Here is a 26166-nt window from a genome sequence, read left to right as displayed (position 1 = left end):
TTCCTGCGCACTCCCGAAAGGCACGACCATGCGCTTCACTTCCGAACAGCGCCTCGACGACGGCGTCCTCGAGCGCGAGTTCACCCTCGGCCAGATCCCCGGCACCCTGTGGACGCCCGACTCCGCCACACCCGCCCCGCTGGTTCTGATCGCCCACAACAACGGCCTGCCCAAGAAGGACTCCCGGCTGGTCGCCCGGGCCCGGATCACCGCGGCGAGCGGCTGCACGGTGGCCACCATCGATGCCGAGGGGTGCGGTGACCGGCCCCGTTCCGCCGCCGACGAACAGGCCCGCGCCGAGCTCCGCCGGGCGATGCAGGCCGGTGAGCCGGTCGACGAGATCTTCGAGTCCTTCGTCGGCCCGCTGGTCGACAAGGCGGCCCCGGACTGGCTGACCACCCTCGACGCCCTCCTCGAACTGCCCGGGATCTCCGGCCCGGTGGGCTTCTCGGGGTGGATGGCCCTCGGTATCCGGCTGGCGGCGACCGAGCCGCGCATCGCGGCCGCCGGCTTCTTCGCGGGCGGCTTCGTGCCCCGCGCCCAGCGCGAGCAGGCCCGGCAGATCACCATCCCGCTGTTGATGTTGTTGCAGTGGGACGACGAAGGAAACCCCCGGCAGCGGGCCCTGGACCTCTTCGACTCCTTCGGCAGCAAGGAGAAGACCCTGCACGCCAACCTGGGCGGCCACACCGGCACCCCGTGGTTCGAGCTGGAGGACAGCAACCGGTTCTTCGGCCGCCACCTGAGGTGAGACCGGGGCCGCCGGGCCGGTAGCAGGCGGACGGGGCCGTGACTCTGCCCGGGACAGCGGCGACGCCGTCCCGGGCAGAGCTGCGTGCGGAAGGGTTACGGGGTGGTCAGATAGGCCCTTTCGATCGTCTGGGTCAGGGTGTTGCCCGCCCGGTCGGTCAGCTGGGCGCGCAGGGAGACGGTGCCCGCCTTCGCCGGGTGCCGCAGCGACAGGTGCGTGCCGCCCACGGACTTGGCGGGTTGCCAGGTGGCTCCGTCGTCGTACGACACCTGGAAGGCGAGCTTCGCCGGGTGCTGTCCGGCTGCCGCGCCCTCGATGGTGAAGGGCACCTCGAAGGGCTTGCCCGCCTTCGCCGTGCTGGCCAGGGTCAGGTCCGGGCTGAAGCGGATCGTCGACAGGGGCACCGCGGTGAAGTCGCCCTCGGGGGTCTTCGCCGAGCGGAAGGTCCACTCGGCCCGGACGCGGGTGCTGACCGGATACACGGCCGGGTCACGGGAGTTGTCGACGGTCAGCTTGTACGCGGTGTCCGCCGCCGGAAGCGTGTACTCGGTGACTCCGTCGGTCGGCGGGATGCCGTAGTCGTCGGTGATCTCCTTGCCGTCGGCCTCCAGCCTGGTCGTCACCGCGGTCGTGTCGCTGGTGCCCCAGTGCCCGGATCCGTCGCCGAACAGCGGCAGATAGGCCCTGAGCGTGTTGCCGTCGCGGCCGGCACCGGGGAAGCCCCTGGCCGGTCCGAGGTCCCCGGGGCCGTTCAGGACGGGACCGAAGACGCCGACGCCGAAGCGCTCCCGGTAGGTGTGTCCGGCCTGCCAGGTCCTCGGCATGCGCATCTGGAAGCTCTCGAAGACCGAGTCGCGGCCCTCACCCGAGACCTGCCAGCTGCGCAGCGACCACTTCACACCGTTGCCGAGGATGTACTCGGTGCTGCGGAACGGCAGGTCGCCGCGCATGTCGGTGTAGGTGCTCACCAGCTGTCCGCCGGGCAGGTGCGCGGTCACCTCGGCCTGGACGCGCCGGCCGTCGACCGCCTCACCCGCCTGGAGGCCGACCTTGGCGAGCTGCTCGCGCCGGACCTTCGCGGTGAAGCCGTCGAAGTCGCCCTCCCGGTACCAGGCCAGGTTGTAGTGGACCGGCCCGCCGTCCGCGTCCTCGCCGGTCCAGCCGCCCGAGTACAGGGAGGTCAGTCCGTCCACGGACGTGCCCGGGACGAGCCGCCCGAACCGGGACCCCTCGAAGGTGGGCAGCAGGTACTGCAGGAAGGCGTCCCGCTGCCCCTCGCCCCGCCCGTAGCCGATCGCGACCGTGGCGTCGGCGCCCTTCGCCGCCGGGTCCGGCACGGTGACGTCCACCGGCTTCGCCTTCCGGGCGTCGACGGTGATGGTCATGTCCTTGTCCAGCCGCACCTTCGGCTCGACCAGCACGGCGTGCGTCGCGGACGACGTCGCCGGGTGGATCACCCCACTGATGATGTAGTCGGCCTTGGGCAGGCGTACCGACACCTCGCCGTCCCGCTCGTCGGCGTACTCGTCGTAGAAGTCGCTGTAGAGGCCCGCCACGGAGGTGGCGGCGTCACCGGTCGGCTCACCGTTCTCGTCGATGTGCTTCAGGGTCAGGCTGTACGACTCGACCTCGCGCTCCACGCCCACGGCGGAGCGCACCCGCACCTTGCCGTCGGCGGAGACGGCCGTCACCGAGCCGCCGAAGCTGCCGTCCGCGGTGCCCGCGCGGGTGTCCGCGGTGACATCCGCGCTCGCCTGGCCGCCCGCCGGAACGGTGATCCGCTGCGGGGAGACGGCGAACATGCCCTCGGCCGCGGGTTTTCCGTCCACCGCGTGGGCGTCCACGGACAGGTCCAGGGTGACCGGCTCCGACCCGAGGTTGCGGTAGGTGAGCTGCTTGGTGACCGGCTTGTCGTCGTCGTGCGGCCACAGCTGCTCGCCGAAGTCGACCGGTCCCTGCTCGGTGACGACGCTCTGGTCCAGCGCCCGGACCAGGTCGGTGCGCCCGGTGCCCTGCTGGAAGGAGCTGTACGAGCCCGGCTTCGCGGAACCCGTGAGCACCGCCTTGAGCCGCTCACCGCTCCAGTCGGGGTGCTGCTGGGCGAGGATCGCGGCGGCGCCCGCGACGTGCGGGGTGGCCATGGAGGTGCCGTCGATGGTGAGGTAGCCGGGGATGTCGGAGGGGTACTCCTCCTCCAGGATGCTGCCGGCCGCCGCCGCGGCGGTGATCGCGGCACCGGGCGCGGTCAGGTCCGGCTTGACCCCGCCGTCACCGACGCGGGGACCGCGGCTGGAGAAGTCCGCGAGGGCGTCGGACTTGTCGACCGCGCCGACGGTGAGCGCGGAGTCGGCGCTGCCGGGCGAGCCGACGGTCCCCTCGCCGAACTCGCCCTCGTTGCCCGCCGCGATGACGAACAGGGTGTCGGACTCGGCGGAGAGCCGGTTGACCGTCTCCTCCAGCGGGTCGACGCCCGGAAAGTCGGTGCCGCCGAGGCTGAGGTTGACGACGTCCGCGCCCCGGGCCACCGCCCACTCCATGCCGGCGATGATCCCGGAGTCCGAGCCGAAGCCGGTGTCGTCCAGGACCTTGCCGTTGAGGAGCTTCGCCCCCGGCGCGACGCCCTTGTACTTGCCGTCCGATCTGGCACCCGTACCGGCCACGATGGACGCCACGTGCGTGCCGTGGCCGAACTTGTCGGAGGGACCGGAGGACCCCGAGAAGTCCTGCTCCTCGATCACCTGGTGCGCCAGGTCGGCGTGGGTGGTGTCCACTCCGGTGTCCAGTACGGCGACCTTGGTGCCCGTGCCGTCGAATCCCGCGGCCCAGGCGGTCGGCGCGCCGACCTGCGGGACGCTTTTGTCGAGGGAGGCCCGGCGCTTCCCGTCGAGCCACAGTTTCTCCACGCCGGCCGAGGAGGTGAACTCGGCCGCGCCCGCGGTGGACTTGTGGGTGACGGCCTTCCAGAACCCGGCGCCGCGCTTCTTCGCCGAGCGCATCGCCCTGCCGTTGACGGCGGGCAACGGGCGGCCCATCCGCGCCCCGGCCTCGGTGAACGGGCTCGTCGAGGGGGCCTTCTTGCCGCGGAACGTGACGATCAGCGGGAGGTCGGCGCGGCCCGCGTCGTCGTAGCCGTCCTTGACCAGCTGGGTGACGTCGAACAACCGCGGGTCCAACGTGCCGTCGGCGAGCAGCAGTTCGGCGTCACCGGGCACGACCTGGATGTGCCCGGCGACGACCCGGATCGAGAACGGCACGTCACCCCGGCCCCGCGCCCGCTCCACGCCGGAGACCTGGCCGGTGCCGTCCACCAGGACCCGGTCACCGGTGACCAGCGTGACCGTCTTCACCGCGGAGGCGGTACGGGCGCTCCTCGCGGAAGTGCCGTCCGCGGCTCCCGCGCCGGCCGGCAGCCCGGCGAGGACCAGTGTCACGGAAGCCACTCCCGCGGCCATGGCCGCATGTCTGTGGCGCACGCGTAACTCCATCTGAACTCCTGACAGTCGGGGATCAAGACATCACGGGACGGAGGGGCCCGTGAGGGGACGGCCGTCGCTGTCGTACGGCCAGACATTGGGGACGCAGCCGAGCAGGCCCTTGATCTGCTGCATCATGGCGGGGGCCGGCTGCCCCTTGCCGGGGCAGGTCACATGGCCGTGGCCGAGGAAGTGGCCCACCTCGTGGTTGATGATCAGCGAGCGGTACCCGACGACGTCCTTCGTGTAGAACTCGGTCGCCAGCACCCAGCGTCTGAGGTTGACCATCACGTAGTGGTTCACGCTGCAGTTGACCTTGCCGCCGGTGTCGAGGCCGGCCTCGGCGCACTTCTTGTCGACGGTCGCCGGGGTGGCGAGGCGGACCACGAAGTCGGTGGGGCCGCTGGACACCCGCTGGAACGCCGAGTGTCCGTCGGCCGTCCAGCCGCGCGGGTCGGCCAGGGTCCGCTCCACCTGTGCGGCGACGTCCTCGGGGGAGATCGTGATGCCGTTCTCCACCTCGACCCGGTAGCGCAGCGGCGTGCCCTTGCCGACCCGCCCGCTTCCGCCGGGCGCGGTGACGAAGGTCCCCGGACCGCTCTCGGGGAGGGGAGTCGTGGAGGGGCTGGGCGGGGCGCTGGACTCCTCCGGTTCCGGTGCCCCGGTGGTCCGTTGCGGCCCCGGGCTCCCAACGGACGGACTCTCGACGGGCGTTGGAGTCGCGGAGGTTCGACCCGCGTCGGACGGCAGCCACGCCACCACCGCGCCACCGACGGCCGCGAAGACCGCCAACGCGGCCAGGCCGCCCGTCAGTTGGCTCTTCACGCTCCGCTCGGCACGCTTGCGGCGACGGCGGCCGGCGGGGTTTCGTTTGTGCGCTGTCACGGTCGTTCACGATGTGATCGCCATGTGATCGGATCTGGCCCGGAAGATAACGAACCGATAACCCTCCTTGTGGTCATGGTCATGTGGATACTGTGCGCATGTCACGTGTACTGCTGATCGAGGACGACCCCGCCGTGCGGGAGGGCGTCGCCCTGGCCCTGCGCCGTCAGAACCATGACGTCGCCGCCACCGCGACCGGCGAGGAGGGCATGGACCGGCTGCGGTCCTTCCGGCCCGACATCGTCGTCCTCGATCTGATGCTGCCCGGCATGACCGGCCTGGACGTGTGCCGGGGCATACGGGCCGTCGACCAGACCCTGCCGATCATCATGGCGACCGCGCGGGGCGAGGAGGTGGACATCGTCGTCGGTCTGGAGGCCGGCGCCGACGACTACGTCGTCAAACCCGTACTGGCCCGCGTGCTCGACGCGCGCATACGCGCCGTCCTGCGCCGCGCGGCCGGAGGGGCGCCCGGAGCCGGGAGCCTGCCGAAGATCGACACCTACGGCGACCTCGCCGTCGACCGGGCCGGCCTGACCGTCACCCTGAACGGCGAGCCGATCGCCCTCGCCCCCTCCGAACTGCGGCTCCTGCTGACCCTCTCCGCCTCACCGGGCCAGGTGTTCAGCCGCCAGCAACTCCTGGAGGCCGTCTGGGAGCACGACTATCACGGCGACGCCCGCCTCGTGGACGCCTGCGTCAAACGACTGCGCACCAAGATGTCCGAGCCGCCCCGCGCACCCCGCTACATCCACACCGTGCGCGGTTTCGGCTACCGCTTCACCGCGCCGTGAGGAAGCGCCGGCTGCGGGGCCTGCGCGCCCGCCTCGTGGTCGCCTTCGGGCTCGTCGCCGCCGTCGCGGCCATCACGACCGGTGCCCTGACCTTCCGGGAGGCGCGCACCGGAGTGCTCCAGCAGAGCCAGGACGCCACCATCAGACAACTGCGGGCACAGCTCAACCAGCATGCCGCCGAACTCGCCGTGCCCCCCGAGGAGTCGGCGCTGCGGGAGTTCGCGCAGGACGTGGCGGCCACCGAGTCGCAGGGCAGCTGGCGGGTACTGGTGACCTACGGGGACCTCAGCGGCTCCTCCGCGCCGGGAGACCCCTTCACCGAGGTGACTCCCGCCCTGCGGGAGGCCGTCGGAACCAGCCGGGCCACTGTCTTCCAGCGGGTGCGCGGCGAGGGGCGCACGTCCCTCGTCGTCGGCATGTCGATCCTCTTCGGCGGCCGGGGCACCGCCGCCACGGTCACCGGGGTCCACGTGTTCCTCGTCGTTCCGCAGACCACGGAACAGGCGTACGTCGACGCCCTGGTCACCGCTGTCGAACGGGCCATGGTGGTGGCCCTCGCGCTCGCCGTCGTGCTCGCGCTCCTCGCCGCCCGCGGGGTGCTGGTGCCTGTGCGCAAGCTGCGGCTCGCCACCCGCCGGATCGCCGAAGGGCGCCTGGACACCCGGCTCGCGGTCAACGGCTCGGACGAACTCGCGGACCTGTCCCACACGTTCAACGAGACGGCCGCCGCACTGGAGTCGTCCGTCGCCGAGTTGCGCGAGATGGAGTCCCGGGCCCGCCGCTTCGCCGCCGACGTCTCGCACGAACTGCGCACCCCGCTCGCCGCCATGTCCGCGGTCACCGACGTCCTCGACGAGGACGCCGCCCGGCTGGACCCGGACACGGCCACCGCGGTCCGGCTCATCAGCGAGGAGACCGTCAAACTCGCCCGTCTCGTCGACGACCTGATGGAGATCTCCCGCTTCGACGCGGGCGCGGCGGTGCTGCACCTGGACGAGATCGACCTCGCCGAGTCGATCCGCCGCACCCTCGCCTCCCGCGGCTGGACGGACACGGTGACCACCGATCTGCCCCCACCGGACGCGGTGCGCGGACGTGTCGACCCGCGCCGCCTCGACGTGGTCGTCGCCAACCTGGCCGGCAACGCCCTCAAGCACGGCGCCCGTCCGGTGCGGGTGCGCCTGAGCGCCGGCGACGGGGTGGCCGTCATCGAGGTACGGGACAGCGGCCCGGGCATCCCGTCCCACGTCCTGCCCCATGTCTTCGAGCGGTTCTACAAGTCGGACACCGCCCGGACCCGCTCGGAGGGCAGCGGTCTCGGCCTGTCCATCACCGCGGAGAACGTCCGCATCCACGGCGGGACCGTGCGCGCGGCCAACCACCCCGAGGGCGGCGCCGTCTTCACCGTCGAACTTCCGCTGCGGCGGGACGAGTGGCCCGAGGAGAACCCGTCATGAAGGCTTTGCGCCGCGTCCCGCTGCTGGCGCTGCTCGCGCTCACCTCCTGCGGGATCCCCGCGACCGGGGTGGTGCAGGCGGGCGGCCCGGCGAGCGGGACCCTCCCGATGACGCCGGTCTACTTCGTCGACAACGGCGCCCTCGTCGCCATGCCGCGCACGACCGGGCTGCCCGGCGACCCGGAGGCGGCGCTACGGCTGCTGATGGCCGGCCCGCTGGACGGGGAGGGGAGCACGGGGCGCCTCGCCACCGAGGTACCGGGCCTGCCGACCATGGCGCCGCTACCGACGGAGCCCGCCGACGCGCCCCGCCCGCCGACACCCAAGGCCCCGACGGTGACAGCGAAGGGGGACACGATGACGATCCGGCTCCCGCACGGCATGGACCGGTTGAGCGACGTGGGCGTGCGGCAGATGATCTGCACGGCCGCCGCCGCGTACCGGCTCACCCGCCCCTCGGCCGACCCGGTGGCGGCGGAGGTGTCCGGCGCCGGCGGATGGCGGGTCAGGGGGTCGGACGAGGGCTGCCCCGATCTGTATCGGTGAGGAGGCCTCCCGCCGCGGGGAGTTCGGCCCGGGCGGTGTCGGCCTGCTGGAGCTGGCTCAGGAGCCGGTTCTGGCCCGCCAGGAGCTCGGTGAGGATGCGGCGGGCGGCGCGCAGCAATTCGGCTACGTCACCGCCGGCGAGGGCGTAACTCACCGTGGAGCCCTCACGGATGGACACGACGATGCCGGAGCGCCGCAGAACCGCCAACTGCTGGGAGAGGCTGGAGGGTTCGATGTCGATGTCGGCGAGCAGATCGCGCACCGGTACGGGCCCGTGCTGGAGCAGCTCCAGGACGCGGATGCGCACCGGGTGGCCGAGCATGCGGAAGAAGTCCGCCTTGGCCTGGTAGAGGGGGACGTGCATCGGCCGCTCGCTCCCTGCCGGACGGTACGGGGTGTCGGTGTCGATCCTTCTGGCCGGGGACGCCGAGCGGCCACGGGTTGGACTCATGTGGATGTGGCGACTTGAAGAAGTCTTCACATCGTGGGCGCGCGGCGTCCCCGGCAGGGAGCGGTCTAGATCTCCAACTGCTCCTCCACGCGCTTGAGTTGGTGCCGGGCCATCGCCAGGTTCGAGCGGGCCTTGTCGAGGACCAGGTAGAGGAACAGTCCGTTGCCGTTGCGGCCGGTGACCAGGCGGATGAGGTGGTACTGGTGCTCGAGCGTGATCAGGATGTCCTCGATGTTGCTCTTGAGCCCCAGTTGCTCCATGGTGCGGACCTTGGCGCGGATGACGTCGGTGTTGCCGGCCGCCGCGACCGTCGTGTCCAGGTCCTTGCCGCCGCCCAGGGTGCCCAGCGCCATTCCGCTGGTGTAGTCGACCACCGCGGCCGCCATGGCCCCTTCCGTCCCGGCCATCATCTCCTTCAGCGACACTTCCACACTCGCCACGGTGCCTCCCTTTGTGCCTGTGGATCGCGGCGGGCCCGTGGTCGGGTCCGTCCGCCGGATGCCGGGAACGTATGCGCGTGGCGGCGGCGAGGCACGGGGTCTTCGGGACTGCCCCGCGTTGACTGAACGCCCTACCGAAGAGACCGTCTGCTGCACCACAACTGGCCATCAGGGGACGGAAGATGACGACGGAACGGCCGAACGGCCGAGGCGACCGCCCCCGCTCTTCCGTGAAGGCTGATCCACTCAGGAACGTCACCGCGGCCCGCGCCGCCCTACTGCGTGCGGGCCGCCAGCAGTGTCACGTCGTCCTCCGAGTTCGCCGGGGCCAGCCCGTCGAGGACGGTGTCGAGGACGTCCGGCAGGGCGTGTCCGGCGGCGATGGGCGTGGCGGTGAGGGCGGCGAGGCCCGCGTCGATGTCCTGGCCGCGCCGCTCGACGAGCCCGTCGGTGTAGGCGAGCAGCACACTTCCCGGCGGCAGTGGGCAGTGCCGGGCGGCGTATCCGCCGGAGCCGGTGCCGAGAGGGGGGCCGACGGGGAGGTCCGCGAGTTCGGGGGCGGTGCCCGGCCTGACCAGCAGAGGCGGGACATGGCCGGCGGTGGCGAGGACGGCGAGTTCGGCGGCGGGGTCCAGGAGCGCCAGCACACACGTGGCGACGCGGTCCAGGTCGAGCGCGTGGGCGGTGCGGTCCGCCTCGGCGAGCAGCCGGTCGGGGGCGAGCCCCTGGAGGGCCAGCGCGCGCAGCAGCGAGCGGTACTCGCTCATGGCCGCGGCGGCCCGCACCCCGTGCCCCATGACGTCCCCGACCACGAGCAGGGTGCGTCCGCAGGGCAGGGCGACGGCGTCGAACCAGTCGCCGCCCACCTCGGCGCCCCGTCCCGCGGGCAGATAGCGGCTGGCGATCTCCACACCAGGCCCCGGTATGTGCGGGGTGGCCAGGAACGCGCGCTGCATCTCCAGCACGGTCTCGTGCTCGTGGGTGTAGCGCAGGGCGTGGCCGATGCCCGTCGCGGCCCGCGAGGTCAGCAGTTCCAGCAGGTCGACCTCGTCCGGCGTGAACTCGGGGGAGTCCGCCCGCCGCCCGACCATGACGGCCCCGACGGGCTCGCCGCCGACCATGAGAGGCAGGTAGGCCGCGGAGTGCAGCTCCAGGGCGCGATAGCGCTCCAGCCGCTGCGGGGTGGGGGCGAGCTGACGCACGGCGTCGTCGTCGGGACGGTTGAGCACCATGGGCTTGTGCCCGGTCAGCACCTGGGACATCGACGAACTGGCCTGGTGGAAGATCACCTCGCCGCTTCTGGTCGCGGGGGTGAGCGGCGCGGGCATACCGGGAGCGGCGGCCACCGCCATGCGGCGCAGCCGCACCGGGACGGGAGTGGCCGGGGCTCGGCGGGTGCCCTCGGGGTCGAGCACGTCCACGGCGGCGTAGTCGGCGAACCGCGGCACCAGCAGACCGGTCAGCGCCCGGCAGGCCTCGGCCGCGTCGAGGGTGCCGCCGACCCGGACGGCGGTCTCCTCCAGCAGCTCCAGACGCTCCTGGGCCCGCCTGAGCGACTCGCGCTGGCGGATGCCCTCGGTCACCTCCATGACGACGGCGGCGACACCGAGGATCTCGCCGTCCTCGCCCTCCAGGCGGTGGAAGGCACCGAGCCACCAGCGCGGCACGTCCACCGTGTCGACGGGCACCCGGCCGTCGAACACGACCGTCTGCGGCCGTCCGGTGCGCATCACCTCGCGGGCCACCTCCGCCGAGGGCCCGGAGCCGGGGATCACCTCCGGCATGGGGCGGCCGAGGTGCTCCTCGACGGGCAGTCCGTTGAACTCCGCCAGGGTGTCGTTGAGGTAGAGATAGCGCAGCTCGGCGTCGAGGACCGCGACGGCCGCCGGCGTCCCGTCGAGGAACCGGCGGGCCGTCCACAGCTCGTCCAGCACCTGGCCCGTCCCCGCCGCCCGGGCCGCCTCCGACAGCTCCCGCAGTGTCCCCGAGGACAGGAAAGGGGCGGAGCGCGCGGACAGACGGGGGTGGGTCATCTGGTGCGATTCCTCGAAGGCCGGAGTCCGATTCGTCATACTTATGGCGTATTGGACCACATTCGAGACGTGGAGGCTATGAGCTGCGTCTCACCCCCCGCTCACCAGCTTCTCGAAGAAGAACTCGTGCTTGAGGAACGACGTCGCGTGCTCCGCCCCCGGATACGGCGGGATCAGCTGCGCGGCCTGGAAGAGCCGCCAGCCGTCCTCCAGGGCGGCGACGCCCGTCTCGTACGGCGGCTCGTCGCTGTCCCCGGTCGTGGGGCGGGTGGCGCCGGTGCCGTCGTAGCGGGCCCAGCCGACGACGCGGGAGTCGAGTGCGGAGGTGTCCAGGTACAGGACGAGGACCTGCTGGCGCACGGGGTTCGAGAGGGTCACGCCTTGCTCCTTCGTGCGGCGGGCCGGTTGGCGATGCGGGTGGCCCAGTACTCGATGTCGAACGCGGGATCGCCGGACAGGGCACGCCACACCCCGACCCGGCCCAGGATCTCCAGCCGGCCGGTGGCCTGCTCGTACCAGGGGAAAACGCGCTCCAGCTCCTCCCGGACGGCGGGAGCGTCCAGGTCCGCGGTGTCCCACAGCCGCACCTGGGGCACGGTCGGGTTGAAGCGGATCTTGTACATGTGGCGGACGGTGTCGCTGTCGTTGCGCCGCCCGCCGTGCCAGATCCCGTGGTGCAGCAGGACGACCGTGCCGGCCGGACAGGTCAGCCGGGTCTGGCCGCGCAGGTTCTGGTAGCGGCCGGTGTCGGTCTCGTTGGTCCGGCGCAGATGGCTGCCGGGCACGATGAGCGTGCCGCCCATCTCGGCCGTGACCTCCTGCGGGTAGTACATGAGCTGGACGTCGAAGGCGTCCGTGCGCAGATCGATGACGGCGTCGGCGTGCAGCGGCTGCGCGCTGCCCTCCCGTGGTTCGCGGGTGTGCACGAAGTGGTGGTCGACCGTCGGATCCGGACCCACCAGACTCTCCAACGCCCCCGCGACTGCGGCCAGTTCGACGAGCCGACGGGCGAAGGAACCTTCGGGGAACGCCTTCGGCACGGGGGTGCCGTACGGCACGGAGGGCAGCCCGGCGGCGAAGACCCCGAGCGCCTCCTCGTTCATCTCCCGGGGCACGATGCCGTCCAGGCGCAGGAAGCCGTGGGCCACGAACCGCGCCACCTGGACGGAGTTCAGCAGCTGTCGTGTGGTTGACATACGGCAACCGTAGGAACCATGCCCCCTGTCGTCGTGGGCTGTAATCGGCGACCACTGGTAAATTTCCACCATGACACGCCACGTCGACCTGGCCCTCGACCTGCCGCCGAGGGTGGAGAACGCGGGCGTCGGCGTCCACGGCTCCGCGGGCCCGCACGACGTGTTCCGGCTCCCGCACCTGTGGCAGCTCCATCTCTACGGCTACTCGGGCGCCCTGGAGCTCGGCGGCTCCCGGCACCCGATCCGCCCCGGTCATGTGAGCCTCGTCCCGCCCGGCACCGAGGTGCACTTCCACTACGACGCCACGCGCTGCGAGCACCTGTACGCCCACTTCCGGCTGCCGGGTGAGGGCGAGCGGCGCCGGGTCCCGGTGATGCAGGACGCCGGCGCGGAGGCGGCGGCGCTGACCGGGCTGCTGCGGCAGACGGTCGCGGCGAGCGCGCAGTCCCCGGCCCGGGCCTCCGCCGAACTGTGGACGGTGCTGTGGCGCACGACCGGCCTGACCGGCGCCGGCGAGGACCGGGCCCGGCATCCCGCGCTGCGGACGGCGGTCGCCCACATCGAGGAGCACCTGGCCGGCCCCCTGACCGTCCCCGGCATCGCCCGTGCCGCCGGGGTCTCGCACACCCACCTGACCCGGCTGTTCCGCGAGGACACCGGGCAGACGGTCGTCGGCTACATCCGGCGCCGCCGCATGGAGCGCGCCCGGCACCTGCTCATCGCCTCGACCCTGGCCATCCCGGCGATCGCGGCGACCGTCGGCATCCCGGACCTCCAGGCCTTCAACAAGACCTGCCGCAAGGAGCTGGGGGCCTCACCGCGCGCCGTGCGGGAGCGGAACGGATAGCGGCGCGGGGCTCAGGCGGGCGCCGGAACCGTACGCCGGGCGCCCCGGTGCCGGGTGCGGTGCCTGCCGACCGCGGCGCAGCCGGCGTAGAGGACGAAGGAGATCGTCGTGACGTACGGGCTGATCGGGATGCTGCTGCCCAGGGCGAGCAGGATGCCGCCCTCCACCGACGTCATGGCGAAGACCACGCTGAGCAGTGGCAGCAGGACGGGGGACGCGGTGACCCGGGCGGCGGCCGCGGCCGGGGTGATCAGCAGGGAGAGCACCAGCAGCGCGCCCACCACCTGCACGGACAGGGCGACCGCGAGGCCGAGCACGATCATGAAGGCGAAGGAGAGCCCGCGCACCGGGACCCCGCGGGCCGCGGCGACGTCGGGGTCGGCACTGGCGAAGGCGAGCGGCCGCCACATCACCGCGAGGGCGGTCACCACCACGGCGGAGGTGGCCAGCAGCCAGGTCGTCTGCGGGGTGTCCACGGCGACGATCTGACCGGTGAGCAGGCCGAACTTGTTCGCCGCCCGGCCCTTGTAGAGGGCGAGGAAGAGCACTCCGAGGCCCAGTCCGAAGGGCATCAGGATGCCGATCACCGAGTTGCGGTCACGCGCGCGCGTGCCGAGCACGCCGATCGCCCCGGCCGCCAGCAGTGATCCGGTGATCGAGCCCGCCACGATGTTCATGCCGAGCAGGAGGGCCCCGGAGGCACCCGCGAAGGACAGCTCGCTGATGCCGTGCACCGCGAACGGCAGATCCCGCATCGCGACGAACACCCCGGCGAGGCCGCCTACCAGGCCCAGGGCCGCTCCCGCGATGAGCGAGTTGCGGACCAGGACGAGGAGTTCGCCGTAGTTGTCGAAGGTGAACAGCTCGTGCCAGACGCTCATCGGCGGACCTCCTCGGGCACGTGGTGCGCGTGGTCGTCATGGGCGCCGACCACCACGACCCGGCCGTGCACGCGGACGACGTCGACCCGCGTGCCGTACAGCCGGGACAGGGACTCGGAGGTGAGGACCTCGTCGGGGACGCCGACGCGGTGGCCGCCCGGTGCCAGGTACAGCACCCGGTCCACCAGGCCGAGCACCGGGTTGATCTCGTGGGTCACGAAGACGACCGCCGTGCCGTGGGAGCGGCGGCGGGCGTCCACCAACTCGGTGACCGCGCGCTGGTGATGGAGATCGAGGGAGAGCAGCGGCTCGTCGCACAGCAGGACGCGGGGGTCGGTCGCGAGCGCCTGTCCGATCCGGACGCGTTGGCGCTCGCCGCCGGACAGCAGGCCGAGCGGCACGTCGGCGTACGCCGAGGCACCCACGGCGGCGAGGACCTCGTCGACCTGTCTGCGCACGGCGGCCGTGCGCAGACGGGGGCCGAAGCGATGGCCGTCGATGCCGAAGCGCACGAGATCGCGGGCGCGGAGCGGCGCCTGCGCGGACAGGGCCGCCTGCTGGGGGACGTACCCGATGTGCCGGGCGGCCTCCCGGGGCGGACGGCCGAGGACCGTCAACTCCCCGGCGGACAGCGGTTGTCGGCCCAGCAGGGCCCGGACGAAGCTGGTCTTGCCGGCTCCGTTCGGGCCCAGCACGGCGAGGAACTCCCCCGGCTGCACGTCGAGTTCGAGGTCACGCCAGACCGGGCGCGGACCGTAGGAGAGAGCGGCCCCGCGCAGGCTTATGACCGCGCTCACTTGGCCAGGGCGTTCGCGAGGGCGTCGACGTTGCCGGTCATCCAGGCGAGGTAGTCCTTGCCGCCGGGCAGCGTCTCGGTCACCGGGACCACGGGGATACCGGCCGCCCTGGCCGCCTGCTCGGACTTCTCGGTCTGCGGGCCGGAGGTCTGCGCGTTGTAGACCAGCGCCTTGACCTGCTTGCCGGTGAACAGCGCGAGGGTCTCCTGGAGGACCTTGGGGGAGACGTCGTCGCCCTCCTCGACGGCCTCGCTGAACTCCGCGGGCGTCTTGTTCACCAGGCCGCTCGCCCCGGTCATGTACAGCGGCACGGGCTCGGTGATGGCGATCGCCGCACCGCCGTGCTCCTTCTTGACCTGCGCCTCCTTGGCCTCCAGAGGCTTCAGGTCCGCCTTGAACGCGTCGGCGTTCCTCGTGTAGGAGTCGGCGTTCGCGGGGTCGGCCTTGCCGAGGGCGGCGGCGATGCGGTCGGCGATCTTCGCGACCGTGGGGAAGTCGTACCAGACATGCTCGTTGAGCTCGCCGCCCTTGGGGGCGGTCCTGCCGGACACCCGCACCGCGTTGATCACCTCGGCGGAGGAGTTGCCGCCGCTCTTGAGCATGCGGTCCACGAAGTCGTCGTACCCGCCGCCGTTCTCGACGACGACCTTCGCCTTCGACAGCGCCAGCTGGTTCCGGGTGCTGGCCTCGTAGGAGTGCGGATCCTGGTCGGGGTCGCTGATGACCGAGGTGACGGAGACCTTGTCGCCGCCTATGCGCGAGACGATGTCGCCGTACACGTCGGTGGAGGCGACGACGGCGACCTTGGACGAAGCGGCCGGGGCCGCGGCGGCGTTCGCGTCCTTCCCGGAGTCCGAGGAGCTGCCGCAGCCGGCCAACAGGGCGACGGAGGCGCCGACGAGCAGCGCCAGACGGCGGGACGGGGACGTGGACATGGATCCTCCAAGCGCGGTTCTGATGGCCCCGTCACGCTAGATGGAAATGATTGTCGTAAACAGGCTTGAGGGTCGGTATGTGAAAACCGTTGCCAATAATTGACTTTCCCCTGGTCGGACCCCACCCGCCCGGCCCGCGCCCCGTCCGGTCACTCCTTTCCGGTGAGCAGCCGCCGCGGGTTGGAGATACGGAAGGCGTAGGCGGCCGCTCCGCCGAGCCCGTGGCCGGGGTTCTGCGGGGGCTCCGCGTACGGCCGGTCCGAGCCCTGGACCACGGCCTCCACGCCCAGGGCCCGCACCACGGACTCGACCGCACGCGGCCCGTACGAGGACGTCTCGACGAAGACCGACGGGTCCGGCCGGGCCCCGCCGCCCCCGCGCGCGGCGAACCGCTCCCCGTGCAGCGGGGCGAGCCCGGCCAGCAGCGCGAAGCAGACCCGCAGCCGCGGGTGGCGCGGGCGGCCGTAGGCGCGGAAGGCGAACCAGGCGGCGTGCATCTGCTGCACATAGGGGACCATCGCGGGCCACCAGCCGGGCCCCTCGGCGCCACCGGCCGCCGGCCCCGGGTGCACGAACAGCGGGAGGTCGCGCTCCTCGAGCAGGTCGAGCAGCGGGGCGCACCGGGCGTAACCGGCCGCGTCCGCGAGGGCGTCGGCGGGCAGCTGGAGGCCGACGAACCCTTCGTCGAGGTAGTCGGCCGTCGCCCCGGCGTCGATGTCCCGCACACAGGTGGCCGCCCATGCCCCGAACGGCTCGGGCAGCGCGGCCGCTCCCTCGTGATAGGCGTCCAGCAGCGGCCGTGCCTCGGCCGCGGGCAGCCACTCCACGCCGATCGGCGCCGACAGGGAGACGAGCGCGAGGCCGAGGCCGTCGCCGGCGGCGAGTTCCGCGCGCAGGGCCACGTCATGGTCGGCGGGCGGGAGGTCGTAGGGCGGCTCACCGTCGAGATACAGCGTCCAGCCGTCCAGATACGGCGGCTCGCGGCGCGCCCGCAAGGCCGTCACCAGCGAGGGGCTCCACAGATGCTGGTGCACGTCGACATTGGTCATGACGCTCCTCCCGCCCGGGCCCGCGATGTGCCCCGGACTCCGCCGGCCCCCATGATCTCGTGGTCCACCACCTCCACGTCCACCCCATGGGCGAAGCGGGACCGGCCCTTCCGTTCCGGGCTCCGTGACTCACCGGGCTCCGGACGCCGAGCCGATCTCCACCACGCGGGCCCAGGGGGGGGCGGTGAGTCCGGCCGGTACTCGGAACTGTTCTCCTGTCGTGCCCGGCTCCTCCCCGGCCGGGGAACAGGCCGACGACCGTCCGGCACGAGGGCCGCGCGCTCGGGCAGGGTGTCTGCCCGTCGGTCAGGAACACGACGACGTCCGGGCGGGGCCGTGAGCGCAGCGCCTTCTCGAAGCCCGTGCGCAGATCCGTACCCCCGCCGCCGACCAGCGGGATGCCCTCGCTCCGGCACAGCGGATGCGCGACCCCGGCCGCCGCGTCGCACGACAGCACGCCGACCGGTCACGCCGTCCGCCCACGGCACGGGAGATCGCGGCGACCCCCAGGAGGGCGCTGTCCAGTTCGCCGTCGCTGACCGAGCCGGAGGTGTCGATGATCACGCACACCTGGGGCGGGCGGCGCCGCAGACTCGGCAGCAGCACGCCGGGTACCCCTGCCGAGCGGCGCGACGGACGCCCGTAGCTGTAGTCGTCGCCCGTGCCCGAGCCGGAGATCGCCGACCGCAGCGCCGCGCCCAGCAGGTTCCGCCACGGCTGCGGCGGATGGAACGCCTCCTCCGCCCACCGCCGCCGTCCCTGCGGGGTGCTCCCGGGGTGTCCCTTGACGCCCTCCGCCACCTGGAAGCGGACCGCGTCACGCTCCTGCTCGCTCAGCCCGTATCGGCCGAGGGTGTCGGCACGGGACGGATCAGGCCGTCGTCCGCGGCGAGCTCCAGCACCAGCCGGTGCCGCACGCCCCACCGCACCAACGCCCGCCCGCCGGACCGCCCTTCGGCTGCGAGCGGTATCCGCGCCTCAGCCGACCAGCGGTCGACGGCGCAGGAGGGCGGTACAGCCAACTCCGTTGAGCTCATGGGTGGTTGGTGGGCGGGAACCGACGGGACGTGCGCTTCACCGGCCCCCGACCGCACCCGCGACTCCCCGGCTGACGCGGATGCCGTACGGCGCCGGCGGCGCCGGCCCGTGACCACAGCGCGAGGCTGATCCGCCGGCCGGCGTCCGCCCAGGCGGGTGCGGTCCGGGCCACCAGATGGACCGGGCCCTCGACGGCCTCGTACCGCGCCAGGTCAGGGTCACCCCGGGCCGCAGCAGCCCGTCCGGGGTGACCCTCGGCAGGTGCCGGCGCAGCAGGTCGGGAGCGAGGGCGCGGAGATCGGCCCGGACCAGGGACGCGACCGAGTGGCCGTGATCGCGCGCCACGGCACGGAGGTCGGGATCGACGTCGAAGCCCGCGGCGGCACCCGCCCCCGCCCAGTCGCCGGCCAGGCGCCGGGCGGTCGCGGTCTCGATCATGGAGGCCGGCACGGCGAACTCGCGCACGCGCGGCCAGAAGGACGTACGGATGTCCTCGTTGGCGGTCGAAGTGGGCATCAGCACTCACCTTGTGCCTCCCTCCGGCGCGCGATTTACGGCGGGTTAGCCTGGGGCGTGATCGAATTCCCGCTCGGCGCCACCACCACACTGGCCCACCTCGCCGGTGATCCGCATCCGCGCCTGGCCCGGCTCCGCGCGCACGAACCCGTGTCCTGGCTGCCCGCGCTGAACGGCTGGCTGGTGACCCGCCGCGATCTCGCGCTCGACGTGATGCGGGACGCCGAGACCTTCACCGTCGACGACCCCCGCTTCTCCACCGCCCAGGTCGTCGGCCCGAGCATGCTCTCCCTGGACGGCGACGAACACGCCCGGCACCGCGAGCCGTTCACCGCTCCCTTCCGCCCGCGTGAAGTGCGGGACGGATTCGCCGAGTTCATCGACCGGGAGACCGGCCGTCTGGTCGCCGCGCTGGAACCGGCGGGCGCCGCGGAACTGCGCGGCACCTTCGCGGGCCCGCTCGCCGTGGCCGTCGTCACCGAGGCGCTCGGCCTGGTGGGTGCCGGGACGGACACGGTGCTCTCCTGGTACGACGCCATCGTGCGGACGGTCTCGGAGATCACGGCCGGCGGCACGGCCGGCACCGCGGGCCGGGAGGCGTACGCACAGCTGCGGACGGCGGTCGAGGCCACGGTCGCGCAAGGGGCCGACTCCTCTCTCCTGGCCTCTGCCGCCGACCGGTTGGCGCCGGCGGAAGTGGCCTCCAACGCGGCGGTGCTGATGTTCGGCGGCATAGAGACCACCGAGGCGATGATCACCAACGCACTGCTGCACCTGCTCCGGCATCCCGACCAACTCGCGCTCGTGCAGGCCGACTTCACCCTGCTGGACGGCGCGGTCGAGGAGTCGCTGCGCCTCGAACCCGGCGCGGCGGTCGTGGACCGCTACGCCACCCGCGACCACACCCTCGGCTCGGCGCGGATCCGCAAGGGCGACCTCGTCACCGTCTCGCTGGCGGGTGCCAACCGGGACCCCGCCGTCTTCCCCGACCCCGACCGTTTCGACGTCCGCCGCGCGAACGCCCGCCTCCACCTGGCCTTCGCCCACGGCCCCCACTACTGCCTCGCCGCCCACCTGGCCCGCCTGGAGACCCGCATCGCCCTGCGGCACCTCCTCGACCGCCTCCCCGCCCTCCGCCTGGACCCGGACCATCCGGCCGACCCGCACGGCCTGGTCTTCCGCAAGCCGCCCACGCTGCACGTGCTCTGGGGCTGATCCTCAGGACGGTGTCACCGCGAGCCGACCCGCTTCACCTCCAGCGACAGGTCGTTGTCGACGGTGTAGTACGGCCGCACGACGGTCTGCCCCGCCGTGGCTCCCGGGTAGACGAAGACCGACTTGCGGTCCGCCACGTCGTCCAGGAGACGGGCGAGCCGGATCATCGGGGCCTCGGCAGCCGGCCGTACGAACATGTCCCAGATGCCGGTGTCCAGGGACTCGTCGTCGACCGTGAACGACAGGCTCCGGCCGCCCTCCGCGACCAGCGGCTCCAGCGTGCGGACGGTCCCTTCGCCCTTCCGTAGCCGCAGCCGCACCTCGGCGCCGTCCGACAGCGAGGCACCGTGCAGCCGGGCCGCGAACCTCAGCGTCCCGCCCGTGACGTCCACGCGGCCGACCTCCGCGTGCGCGGGGCGCAGCCAGGTCCGCACCGCGAGGTAGCCGTCCTTGGTGCCGTAGGGGACCCGTACGGCCAGCGGCCCCCGCCGTTCACGCAGGTGCCCGTCGACCAGGGCCCGCAGATCACGCGGGCCGGGGCGCAGCCGCGTGCGCTCGGACCCGTCCAGCAGATACACGTCCCACCGGCCCTCCGCGAGCACGGGATCCGTGTCCAGCACGGCCCGTGCGCGCCCCTCGCCGACCGGGTCCAGGTCGAGGACGTGCACGGTCTCCTCGGGCAGCCCCTTCTTCGGCCGCAGCCGCAGCAGCAGCCGGTGTCCGTCGGCCGCCGGCACTTCGAAGGTGATCCGGCCCTCTGAGTCGATCGCGCATCCGGCGCGTGGCGTGGTCATGAGCGTCCCTTCCGTACGAGGCGCAGCGCGCCGCTCGCCGCGATCAGCGCGGTGTCCCTGGCGGCGGAGCCGCGGGCGGTCAAGGTGCCGCCCTGGCGCTGCCGCACGACGGGCCGGCCCGCCTTCCTCGCCGACACGGCCTCCGAGATGAGCCGCTCGGCCTGCTCGACCACGGGCTCCGGAGCGAACCGCCGCGCGTTCTCCAGGGCCGCCCGGCTCATCCGGCGGCGCAGTCCGTCGTCCGCGACCAGCTCCAGCAGGGCCGCCGCCATGGCGTCCCGGTCCCCGACCGGCACCAGCCTGCCGTCGACCCCGTCCGCGATGATCTCGGCGGGGCCGTGCGGACAGTCGGTGCTCACCACGGGCAACCCGCAGCGCATCGCCTCGACGATGGTCATGCCGAAGGGCTCGAAGTCGGAGGCGGCCGCCCCGATCGAGCCCTTGACCCACTCGGCCTCCATGGGGGCCGCGGCCCCCATCAGGAAGACGTTGTTCCACAGGCCGAGGTCGGTGATGAGCCGGCGCAGCCGGTCGTGTTCCTCGCCCTTGCCGTAGATGCGCAACTGCCAGTCCGGATGCGCGGCGGCGACCGCGGCGAAGGCCTCCACGAGAAGGTCGTAGCGCTTCACCGGGACCAGCCGGCCGGCCGCGACGACCACCTTCGCGGAACCGTCCGCGGCCGGCAGCACAGGATCCGGCACACTGTTCGGGAGGGCCTCGACCCGTACGCCGGGCAGCCGCATCCGGCGCCGGTAGGCGCCCGCGTCCGCCTCGGTGACCGTGGTGAGCACGTCCAGCCCGCGGTAGGCCCGGCGCAGCGCGGTGCGCAGCCTGGGCGAGTGGTTGTCCAGGGTCAGGTGTTCCTGCCCGATCCGGGCGACGTGGGGCGGCGCCTGGGTCGCGAGATGCACGTTGAGCCCGGGGCGGGTCCCGATCACCGCGTCCGCCTCGACGGTGGCGAGGGCCTCGGCTATCCGCTGGTCGGTCAACTCGCTGTACTGCCCGTACCGGTACTCGGAGCGCGGGAACACGTTGGCCGGCCTCAGATGTAAGGGGTGCTCCTTCTCCTGTCTGAGATCGACCAGCGGCCGCAGCGAAACCCGGGGATCCAGCACGAAGGTGGGCAGCTCCCGGTGGCGGAAGACGGAGACGATCTCCACCTCGTGCCGTGCGGCCAGGGCCTGGGCCAGATTGAACGTGGTGGTGATGGTGCCTCCGATCCCGTAGGCGTTGTGGAGCAGGAAGGAGATCTTCATGTCGGGCTAGACCACCCGGCATTGCCCACGGTTGACCCTCGTTACCCTTTCGTGGTGTCCTCGCCACCCGGACGTCATGCCGTGTACTGGTATGCGGGATAAGTGAGATAGCCGCTGTCACCGCCCTGGAAGTACGTGGCCTCGTCGGCGGGGGCGATCGGCAGACCGGTGCGCAACCGCTCCACGAGATCCGGGTTGGCGATGAACGCGCGGCCGAAGCTGATGAGATCGGCGCCGAGGCCGAGCCAGTGGTCGGCCTCGGCGCGGCCGGTCTGCTTGGCGCCCATCGGCTGCACCGGGTTCATGACGAGGGCACCCGGCCAGGTCCGGCGCAGCGCGACGAGGGTCTCCTCCGGGGCGGTGGCCTCCAGATGGACGTAGGCCAGGTCGAGCCGGGCCAGCTCGGTCAGGAGCGCGGTGTACAGCTCGGGGACGTCCGACTCCTCGACTCCCCAGAAGGTGCCGCCCGGTGAGAGCCGTATCGCGGTCCGCTCCGCGCCCACGGCGTCCACGGTCGCGGCGGCCGCCTCGACGGCGAACCGGATCCGGCCGGCCACCGAGCCGCCGTAGCGGTCCGTGCGCAGGTTGGCGTTGGAGGAGAGGAACTGGGAGATCAAGTAGCCGTTGGCGCCGTGCAGTTCCACTCCGTCGAACCCGGCGTCGACCGCCCGGCGCGCGGCCTCGGCGTACGACGCGGCGTGCTCGGGGACCTCGTCCGTGTCCAACGCCCGCGGAAGCGGCGCGGGCTGTGGGCCCGTGGGGGTGAACACCCCGTCGGTGGCCGGTACTTCGGACGGCCCGACGGGCCGCAGTCCGGTGGTGTCCGGGTGCGAGACCCGGCCGCCGTGCATGATCTGGGCGAAGATCCGGCCCCCGTTGGTGTGCACGGCGTCGGTCACCGGGCGCCACGAGGCCACCTGCTCATCCGTGTACAGCCCCGGCGTCCCCGGGTTGGACTGCCCGATCAGACTCGGCTGCACCCCCTCGGTGACGATCAGTCCGGCGGTGGCCCGCTGGGCGTAGTAGCGCGCCATCGACGGCGTCGCCAGACCGCCCTCGGCTGCCCGCACCCGGGTCATGGGGGCCATGACCACCCGGTTGGGCAGCCGCAGTCCGCCGAGCCGGAAACCGGTGAAGAGCGTCGTCACGTCATGTCTCCTTCGTGATCCGTCGTACCCGTGTCCCGGGCACGCGGTTACGCTAAAACCTGACATCGACGTGAGGGTCAAGTCCGAGAGGGAGGAAACAGGTGCGCATCGGGGAACTGGCGGCACGGGCCGGGGTCAGCGTCCGCGCCCTGCGCTACTACGAGGAGCAGGGCCTGCTCGCCAGCACGCGCAGTGCGAGCGGGCAGCGCCACTACACGGAGTACGCCGTCGAGCGCGTGCTCTTCCTCCAGCGGATGTACGCGGCCGGACTCTCCAGCCGCACGATCACCGAACTCCTGCCGTGCGTCGAATCGCCCAGCGAGGAGACCTCCGACGCGGCGCTGGAACGGATGGCCGAGGAACGCGACCGGCTCTCCGAGCACATCACGGACCTGATCCGCACCCGCGACGCCCTCGACACCCTGATGGCCACGAACCGGGCCCACCGGAAAACCCTGCGCACGGTGTGACCTGCTGAGGCCGGGTCCCACCGCGAGACCTCGCGTACGGCGTGACACGCTGAGTTCACCGCATCCGGCCGGACCGAGGAGCCCCACGTGCCGTACGACATCGCCGCCTTCCGCTCCCACTTCCCGGCCCTGGCATCGCGTGCTTCGGCGAACTCGTGCGCACCCGCGACGCCCTCGACACCCTGATGGCCACGAACCGGGCCCACCGAAAAACCCTGTGCACGGCGTGACCCGCTGAGGTCGCACCGGGCCCACCGTGAGACCTCGCGTACGGCGTGACACGCTGAGTTCACCGTATCCGGCCGGACCGAGGAGCCCCCACGTGCCGTACGACATCGCCGCCCTCCGCTCCCACTTCCCGGCTCTCGCCGCCGGTACCGCCCACTTCGACGGCCCCGGCGGCACCCAGACCCCCGAGCCCGTGATCCGGGCCATCGCCGACGTGCTGGCGCAGCCCCTGTCGAACCGGGGGCGGATCACGCTGGGGGAGCGCAACGCCGAGCGGATCGTCACCGAGGCCCGCCGGGCCATGGCCGACCTGCTCGGGGCGGACCCGGCGGGGATCGTCTTCGGCCGCAGCGCGACCCAGCTCACCTACGATGTCTCGCGCACCCTCGCCAAGACCTGGTCGCCCGGCGACGAGGTGGTCGTCACCCGCCTCGACCACGACGCCAACATCCGCCCCTGGGTCCAGTCGGGCGCCACCGTGCGGTGGGCCGAATTCGACCCGGGGACGGGCGAGTTGACGGTCGACGCCGTCCGGGCCGTACTGTCCGAGCGCACCCGCCTCGTCGCCGTCACCGCCGCCTCCAACCTGATCGGCACCCGCCCCGACATCCCCGCGATCGCCCAGGCGGCCCACGAGGCCGGCGCAATCGTGTACGTGGACGGCGTCCACCACACCGCCCACTCCCTCGTGGACGTGGAGCGGCTCGGCGCGGACTTCTACACCTGCTCCCCGTACAAGTTCCTCGGCCCGCACCACGGAGTCCTCGCCGCCCGCCCGGAGTTGCTGGAGAACCTGCGCCCCGACAAACTCCTGCCCTCCACCGACGCCGTCCCGGAGCGCTTCGAACTGGGCACGCTGCCCTACGAGTTCCTCGCCGGCACGACAGCCGCGGTCGACTTCCTCGCCGAACGCCTCGACCCCGCGGCCACCGGCACCCGGCGCGAGCGGCTGACCGCCGGATACGCCGCCCTCGAAGCGCACGAACACGTCCTGCGCGCACAGATCGACGAGGGGCTGGCCGCGCTCGACGGCGTAACCGTCCACTCCAGGGCCGCCGACCGCACCCCGACCGTCCTGCTGACCTTCGACGACCACAGCACGGCCGACGCGTACGGCTTCCTCGCCGAACGAGGAGTCCAGGCCCCGGCAGGCTCCTTCTACGCCGTCGAGGCATCCCGCCGGCTCGGCCTCGGCGACACCGGCGGCCTGCGCGTCGGCCTCGCCCCCTACAACGACGCGCAGGACGTCGACCGTCTCCTGACGGGACTGACAGACTTCCTGAAGAGGTGAAGGGAGAGCCGCCATGACCACGTTCCCCACCGCACGAGATGTACGGACCACCCCGGAAGGGCTGCTGTGGGAGCCCAGCGAGCGCTGGGTACGCGGCCGCAAGGGAGACGTCACCGTCGTCGACAGCCGGCACCCCGTCCTCGTCTGGGAGCCCGACGTGCCCGTACCGCTGTACGCCTTCCCGCGCGCCGACGTCCGCGAGGACCTGCTCCGCCCCGCGAAGAACCCGGCGACCGGCACCCACACCGGCTCCCAGGTCTTCTACGACCTCGACGTCGACGGTGAGAGCGTCGAGAACGCCGCCTGGACCTTCCCGGCCGCCGACCTCGCCGACCACATCGCCTTCGCCTGGTTCCGGCGCTGGGGCACCGGCCTCGACCACTGGTACGAGGAGGAGGAAGAGATCTTCATCCACCCCCGCGACCCGCACAAACGCGTCGACGCCATGCCCAGCAGCCGCCATGTCGTCATCGAGATCGACGGGACGGCCGTCGCCGACACCCGCCGCCCCGTCCTGCTCTTCGATACGGGCCTGCCCACCCGGTACTACATCCCGCGCGAGGACGTCCGCCTCGACCTCCTCGCAGCCACCGACCACCACACCGGCTGCCCCTACAAGGGCACCGCCGAGTACTGGTCGGTGGGCGGCCACGAGAACATCGTCTGGAGCTATCCGGAACCGCTCCCCGCCGTCGGCGCCGTCAAAGGACTCCTCGCGTTCTTCAACGAGGCCGTCGACATCACCGTGGACGGGGAGCGCCTGGAGCGGCCGGTGACCCCCTTCACCGGCACCGTGAGGTGATCAGGGCCGCCCGCCCCGCTCCAGAGGGATCCGCTCACCCGCCTCGACCGCGACCGGCAGCCGGTTCTCCGCCGGCGGCAGCGGGCAGGTCGCCAGGTCGGTGTACGCGCAGGGCAGGTTCGCGGCACGGTTGAAGTCGACGGTGACCCTGCCGTCGGCGTCGGGCGCGGCGATCTGGAGGGAGCGGTTCGCCGCGTACGTGGTCACGCCCGAGGTCTTGTCGGTGAACAGCACCATCAGGGCGCCGGGACCCCGCCCGTTGAACGCGGTCAGCCGGTGCCGCGCGCCCTCCAGCTCGAACTCGATCTGCCCGGGGGAGTCGTAGACGTGCTCCAGGCCCTCCACGGCGGCTCCCACGGTCACCGGACGAGGTGTCTCGTACGGCAGGAAACGGCCCTCGACTAGCCAGCGCGGGTCGGGTGCGTAGGCGGGCGTGGCCGTGAAGGCCGTACGCAGGGCGTTGCCGGGGTGGCGGGGGCGCAGGATGTCGTTGCCGCCGCGCTTGGCGATCTCCAGGCGCGCCTCGCCCCAGTCGGCGTACACGCTGTCCCGCTCGGCGATCACTCCGAAGGAGTACCGGCCCCGCACGACCTGTCCGTCGACGGTCAGCTCCTCGCCCTCGTCCAGCTCGACCACCACCCCGTCGGCGGTCGCCGACCAGGCGCCGGGGGCGTCCTCGAAGCGGCTCGGCTCCGGGTTCAGCCAGTGCAGGCCGGTGATCGCGAGGAATCCGTGCGGTCCGGAGAGCACCGCCTCCTTCTGCCGGTGCCACTCCTCCCACTCCTGAACGAAGCCCATGTCCACTCCCTGGTACGGCGGCGTGCTGTCCTGGGTGACAACCCCCGTACCTGCGCGGATCATCCCCAAACCGTCC

General features: G+C 72.4%; 24 protein-coding genes and 2 pseudogenes. 9 read left to right on the top strand and 17 right to left on the bottom strand.

Annotation, left to right across the window (positions count from 1 at the left end):
- Positions 1 to 28 precede the first annotated feature (28 nt).
- Positions 29 to 751: an alpha/beta hydrolase gene (locus ACFYZ8_RS17960; RefSeq protein ID WP_388530134.1), complete on the top strand. Its 723-nt coding sequence runs from the start codon at positions 29 to 31 to the stop codon at positions 749 to 751.
- Positions 752 to 846: 95 nt separating this feature from the next.
- On the opposite strand, the gene ACFYZ8_RS17955 is transcribed toward ACFYZ8_RS17960, so the two are convergent.
- Positions 847 to 4203, bottom strand: a complete 3357-nt coding sequence (locus ACFYZ8_RS17955; RefSeq protein ID WP_388532061.1) for a S8 family serine peptidase — start codon at positions 4201 to 4203, stop codon at positions 847 to 849.
- Positions 4204 to 4266: 63 nt separating this feature from the next.
- Positions 4267 to 5049: a DUF3152 domain-containing protein gene (locus ACFYZ8_RS17950; RefSeq protein WP_388530137.1), complete on the bottom strand. Its 783-nt coding sequence runs from the start codon at positions 5047 to 5049 to the stop codon at positions 4267 to 4269.
- A gap of 158 nt (positions 5050 to 5207) precedes the next feature.
- Here ACFYZ8_RS17950 and ACFYZ8_RS17945 point away from each other — a divergent pair, with 158 nt between their 5' ends.
- The 3 genes from ACFYZ8_RS17945 to ACFYZ8_RS17935 are packed head-to-tail and all read left to right on the top strand — an operon-like array spanning position 5208 to position 7905.
- Positions 5208 to 5903, top strand: a complete 696-nt coding sequence (locus ACFYZ8_RS17945; RefSeq protein ID WP_388530140.1) for a response regulator — start codon at positions 5208 to 5210, stop codon at positions 5901 to 5903.
- A complete protein-coding gene (locus ACFYZ8_RS17940) occupies positions 5900 to 7360 on the top strand; it encodes an ATP-binding protein (RefSeq protein ID WP_388530143.1) in 1461 nt (486 codons plus the stop codon). The genes ACFYZ8_RS17945 and ACFYZ8_RS17940 overlap by 4 nt, the downstream gene beginning before the upstream one ends.
- Entirely contained in the window at positions 7357 to 7905 is a 549-nt protein-coding gene (locus ACFYZ8_RS17935) for a hypothetical protein (protein WP_388530146.1), read from the top strand. The genes ACFYZ8_RS17940 and ACFYZ8_RS17935 overlap by 4 nt, the downstream gene beginning before the upstream one ends.
- Here the strand turns inward: ACFYZ8_RS17935 and ACFYZ8_RS17930 are convergent.
- The 5 genes from ACFYZ8_RS17930 to ACFYZ8_RS17910 form a co-directional block, all read right to left on the bottom strand.
- A complete protein-coding gene (locus ACFYZ8_RS17930; protein ID WP_359028251.1) occupies positions 7865 to 8269 on the bottom strand; it encodes a metalloregulator ArsR/SmtB family transcription factor in 405 nt (134 codons plus the stop codon). The two genes, ACFYZ8_RS17935 and ACFYZ8_RS17930, sit on opposite strands and share 41 nt — an antisense overlap.
- Before the next feature lie 152 nt (positions 8270 to 8421).
- Positions 8422 to 8796, bottom strand: a complete 375-nt coding sequence (locus ACFYZ8_RS17925) for a hypothetical protein (RefSeq protein WP_359028252.1) — start codon at positions 8794 to 8796, stop codon at positions 8422 to 8424.
- Positions 8797 to 9071: 275 nt separating this feature from the next.
- Positions 9072 to 10829 carry a SpoIIE family protein phosphatase gene (locus ACFYZ8_RS17920; protein ID WP_388530151.1) on the bottom strand — a complete coding sequence of 586 codons (1758 nt, stop codon included), beginning with the start codon at positions 10827 to 10829 and terminating at the stop codon, positions 9072 to 9074.
- 90 nt (positions 10830 to 10919) lie between these two features.
- Complete coding sequence (locus tag ACFYZ8_RS17915) at positions 10920 to 11207, bottom strand: hypothetical protein (protein WP_359028254.1); 288 nt, start codon at positions 11205 to 11207, stop codon at positions 10920 to 10922.
- Positions 11204 to 12025: a phytanoyl-CoA dioxygenase family protein gene (locus ACFYZ8_RS17910; RefSeq protein ID WP_388530154.1), complete on the bottom strand. Its 822-nt coding sequence runs from the start codon at positions 12023 to 12025 to the stop codon at positions 11204 to 11206. Before ACFYZ8_RS17910 ends, ACFYZ8_RS17915 begins: the two co-directional genes overlap by 4 nt.
- A gap of 70 nt (positions 12026 to 12095) precedes the next feature.
- Here ACFYZ8_RS17910 and ACFYZ8_RS17905 point away from each other — a divergent pair, with 70 nt between their 5' ends.
- Positions 12096 to 12872 carry a helix-turn-helix domain-containing protein gene (locus ACFYZ8_RS17905; RefSeq protein ID WP_388530157.1) on the top strand — a complete coding sequence of 259 codons (777 nt, stop codon included), beginning with the start codon at positions 12096 to 12098 and terminating at the stop codon, positions 12870 to 12872.
- 11 nt (positions 12873 to 12883) lie between these two features.
- Here ACFYZ8_RS17905 and ACFYZ8_RS17900 read toward each other — a convergent pair whose 3' ends face one another.
- The 6 genes and pseudogenes from ACFYZ8_RS17900 to ACFYZ8_RS17875 all read right to left on the bottom strand — a co-directional run.
- A complete protein-coding gene (locus ACFYZ8_RS17900; RefSeq protein WP_388530160.1) occupies positions 12884 to 13753 on the bottom strand; it encodes a metal ABC transporter permease in 870 nt (289 codons plus the stop codon).
- Positions 13750 to 14550: a metal ABC transporter ATP-binding protein gene (locus tag ACFYZ8_RS17895; protein WP_388530162.1), complete on the bottom strand. Its 801-nt coding sequence runs from the start codon at positions 14548 to 14550 to the stop codon at positions 13750 to 13752. The genes ACFYZ8_RS17900 and ACFYZ8_RS17895 overlap by 4 nt, the downstream gene beginning before the upstream one ends.
- Positions 14547 to 15485: a metal ABC transporter solute-binding protein, Zn/Mn family gene (locus ACFYZ8_RS17890; protein ID WP_388530165.1), complete on the bottom strand. Its 939-nt coding sequence runs from the start codon at positions 15483 to 15485 to the stop codon at positions 14547 to 14549. The genes ACFYZ8_RS17895 and ACFYZ8_RS17890 overlap by 4 nt, the downstream gene beginning before the upstream one ends.
- A gap of 149 nt (positions 15486 to 15634) precedes the next feature.
- Positions 15635 to 16534, bottom strand: coding sequence for an amidohydrolase (locus ACFYZ8_RS17885; RefSeq protein ID WP_359028260.1), 900 nt, complete (start codon positions 16532 to 16534; stop codon positions 15635 to 15637).
- Between the two features lie 129 nt (positions 16535 to 16663).
- A pseudogene (locus ACFYZ8_RS17880) lies at positions 16664 to 17470 on the bottom strand (VWA-like domain-containing protein); the annotation flags it as partial.
- A pseudogene (locus tag ACFYZ8_RS17875) lies at positions 17407 to 18088 on the bottom strand (hypothetical protein); the annotation flags it as partial. The pseudogenes ACFYZ8_RS17880 and ACFYZ8_RS17875, both read right to left, overlap by 64 nt.
- 57 nt (positions 18089 to 18145) lie before the next feature.
- On the opposite strand from ACFYZ8_RS17875, the gene ACFYZ8_RS17870 reads away from it, so the two are divergent.
- Positions 18146 to 19303 (top strand): cytochrome P450, encoded by a 1158-nt coding sequence (locus ACFYZ8_RS17870; RefSeq protein ID WP_388530168.1) that lies wholly within the window; start codon positions 18146 to 18148, stop codon positions 19301 to 19303.
- Between the two features lie 14 nt (positions 19304 to 19317).
- Here the strand turns inward: ACFYZ8_RS17870 and ACFYZ8_RS17865 are convergent, their stop codons facing one another.
- From ACFYZ8_RS17865 to ACFYZ8_RS17855, 3 genes are all read right to left on the bottom strand, one after another.
- Positions 19318 to 20097, bottom strand: coding sequence for a hypothetical protein (locus ACFYZ8_RS17865; RefSeq protein WP_388530171.1), 780 nt, complete (start codon positions 20095 to 20097; stop codon positions 19318 to 19320).
- The gene (locus tag ACFYZ8_RS17860) at positions 20094 to 21353 is read right to left on the bottom strand and encodes a glycosyltransferase family 4 protein (protein ID WP_388530174.1); all 1260 of its coding nucleotides are present in this window, start codon (positions 21351 to 21353) and stop codon (positions 20094 to 20096) included. Before ACFYZ8_RS17860 ends, ACFYZ8_RS17865 begins: the two co-directional genes overlap by 4 nt.
- A gap of 74 nt (positions 21354 to 21427) precedes the next feature.
- Complete coding sequence (locus ACFYZ8_RS17855; RefSeq protein ID WP_388530177.1) at positions 21428 to 22501, bottom strand: alkene reductase; 1074 nt, start codon at positions 22499 to 22501, stop codon at positions 21428 to 21430.
- Between the two features lie 101 nt (positions 22502 to 22602).
- Here ACFYZ8_RS17855 and ACFYZ8_RS17850 point away from each other — a divergent pair, with 101 nt between their 5' ends.
- The 3 genes from ACFYZ8_RS17850 to ACFYZ8_RS17840 all read left to right on the top strand — a co-directional run bounded on the left by ACFYZ8_RS17850 (position 22603) and on the right by ACFYZ8_RS17840 (position 25292).
- Positions 22603 to 22971, top strand: coding sequence for a MerR family transcriptional regulator (locus ACFYZ8_RS17850; RefSeq protein ID WP_388530180.1), 369 nt, complete (start codon positions 22603 to 22605; stop codon positions 22969 to 22971).
- Positions 22972 to 23293: 322 nt separating this feature from the next.
- Entirely contained in the window at positions 23294 to 24490 is a 1197-nt protein-coding gene (locus tag ACFYZ8_RS17845; RefSeq protein ID WP_388530182.1) for a cysteine desulfurase-like protein, read from the top strand.
- 13 nt (positions 24491 to 24503) lie between these two features.
- Positions 24504 to 25292 (top strand): DUF427 domain-containing protein, encoded by a 789-nt coding sequence (locus tag ACFYZ8_RS17840; protein WP_388530185.1) that lies wholly within the window; start codon positions 24504 to 24506, stop codon positions 25290 to 25292.
- Here the strand turns inward: ACFYZ8_RS17840 and ACFYZ8_RS17835 are convergent, their stop codons facing one another.
- Positions 25293 to 26090 carry a DUF1684 domain-containing protein gene (locus ACFYZ8_RS17835; protein ID WP_359028269.1) on the bottom strand — a complete coding sequence of 266 codons (798 nt, stop codon included), beginning with the start codon at positions 26088 to 26090 and terminating at the stop codon, positions 25293 to 25295.
- Between the last annotated feature and the right edge of the window lie 76 nt (positions 26091 to 26166).

The organism is Streptomyces sp. NPDC001668, assembly GCF_042893155.1.
In the GTDB taxonomy this organism is placed as follows: domain Bacteria; phylum Actinomycetota; class Actinomycetes; order Streptomycetales; family Streptomycetaceae; genus Streptomyces.
Note: the sequence above shows the minus strand (reverse complement) of the source record. Positions and strands in the feature narration are given on the sequence as shown.

Coding starts and splice junctions, on each gene's coding strand:
- ACFYZ8_RS17935 (WP_388530146.1), top strand. CDS start 7,357: ATGAAGGCTTTGCGCCGCGTCCCGCTGCTGGCGCTGCTCGCGCTCACC.
- ACFYZ8_RS17900 (WP_388530160.1), bottom strand. CDS start 13,753: ATGAGCGTCTGGCACGAGCTGTTCACCTTCGACAACTACGGCGAACTC.
- ACFYZ8_RS17865 (WP_388530171.1), bottom strand. CDS start 20,097: ATGACCACGCCACGCGCCGGATGCGCGATCGACTCAGAGGGCCGGATC.
- ACFYZ8_RS17930 (WP_359028251.1), bottom strand. CDS start 8,269: ATGCACGTCCCCCTCTACCAGGCCAAGGCGGACTTCTTCCGCATGCTC.
- ACFYZ8_RS17910 (WP_388530154.1), bottom strand. CDS start 12,025: ATGTCAACCACACGACAGCTGCTGAACTCCGTCCAGGTGGCGCGGTTC.
- ACFYZ8_RS17860 (WP_388530174.1), bottom strand. CDS start 21,353: ATGAAGATCTCCTTCCTGCTCCACAACGCCTACGGGATCGGAGGCACC.
- ACFYZ8_RS17905 (WP_388530157.1), top strand. CDS start 12,096: ATGACACGCCACGTCGACCTGGCCCTCGACCTGCCGCCGAGGGTGGAG.
- ACFYZ8_RS17960 (WP_388530134.1), top strand. CDS start 29: ATGCGCTTCACTTCCGAACAGCGCCTCGACGACGGCGTCCTCGAGCGC.
- ACFYZ8_RS17890 (WP_388530165.1), bottom strand. CDS start 15,485: ATGTCCACGTCCCCGTCCCGCCGTCTGGCGCTGCTCGTCGGCGCCTCC.
- ACFYZ8_RS17920 (WP_388530151.1), bottom strand. CDS start 10,829: ATGACCCACCCCCGTCTGTCCGCGCGCTCCGCCCCTTTCCTGTCCTCG.
- ACFYZ8_RS17955 (WP_388532061.1), bottom strand. CDS start 4,203: ATGGCCGCGGGAGTGGCTTCCGTGACACTGGTCCTCGCCGGGCTGCCG.
- ACFYZ8_RS17840 (WP_388530185.1), top strand. CDS start 24,504: ATGACCACGTTCCCCACCGCACGAGATGTACGGACCACCCCGGAAGGG.
- ACFYZ8_RS17835 (WP_359028269.1), bottom strand. CDS start 26,090: ATGGGCTTCGTTCAGGAGTGGGAGGAGTGGCACCGGCAGAAGGAGGCG.
- ACFYZ8_RS17945 (WP_388530140.1), top strand. CDS start 5,208: ATGTCACGTGTACTGCTGATCGAGGACGACCCCGCCGTGCGGGAGGGC.
- ACFYZ8_RS17885 (WP_359028260.1), bottom strand. CDS start 16,534: ATGACCAATGTCGACGTGCACCAGCATCTGTGGAGCCCCTCGCTGGTG.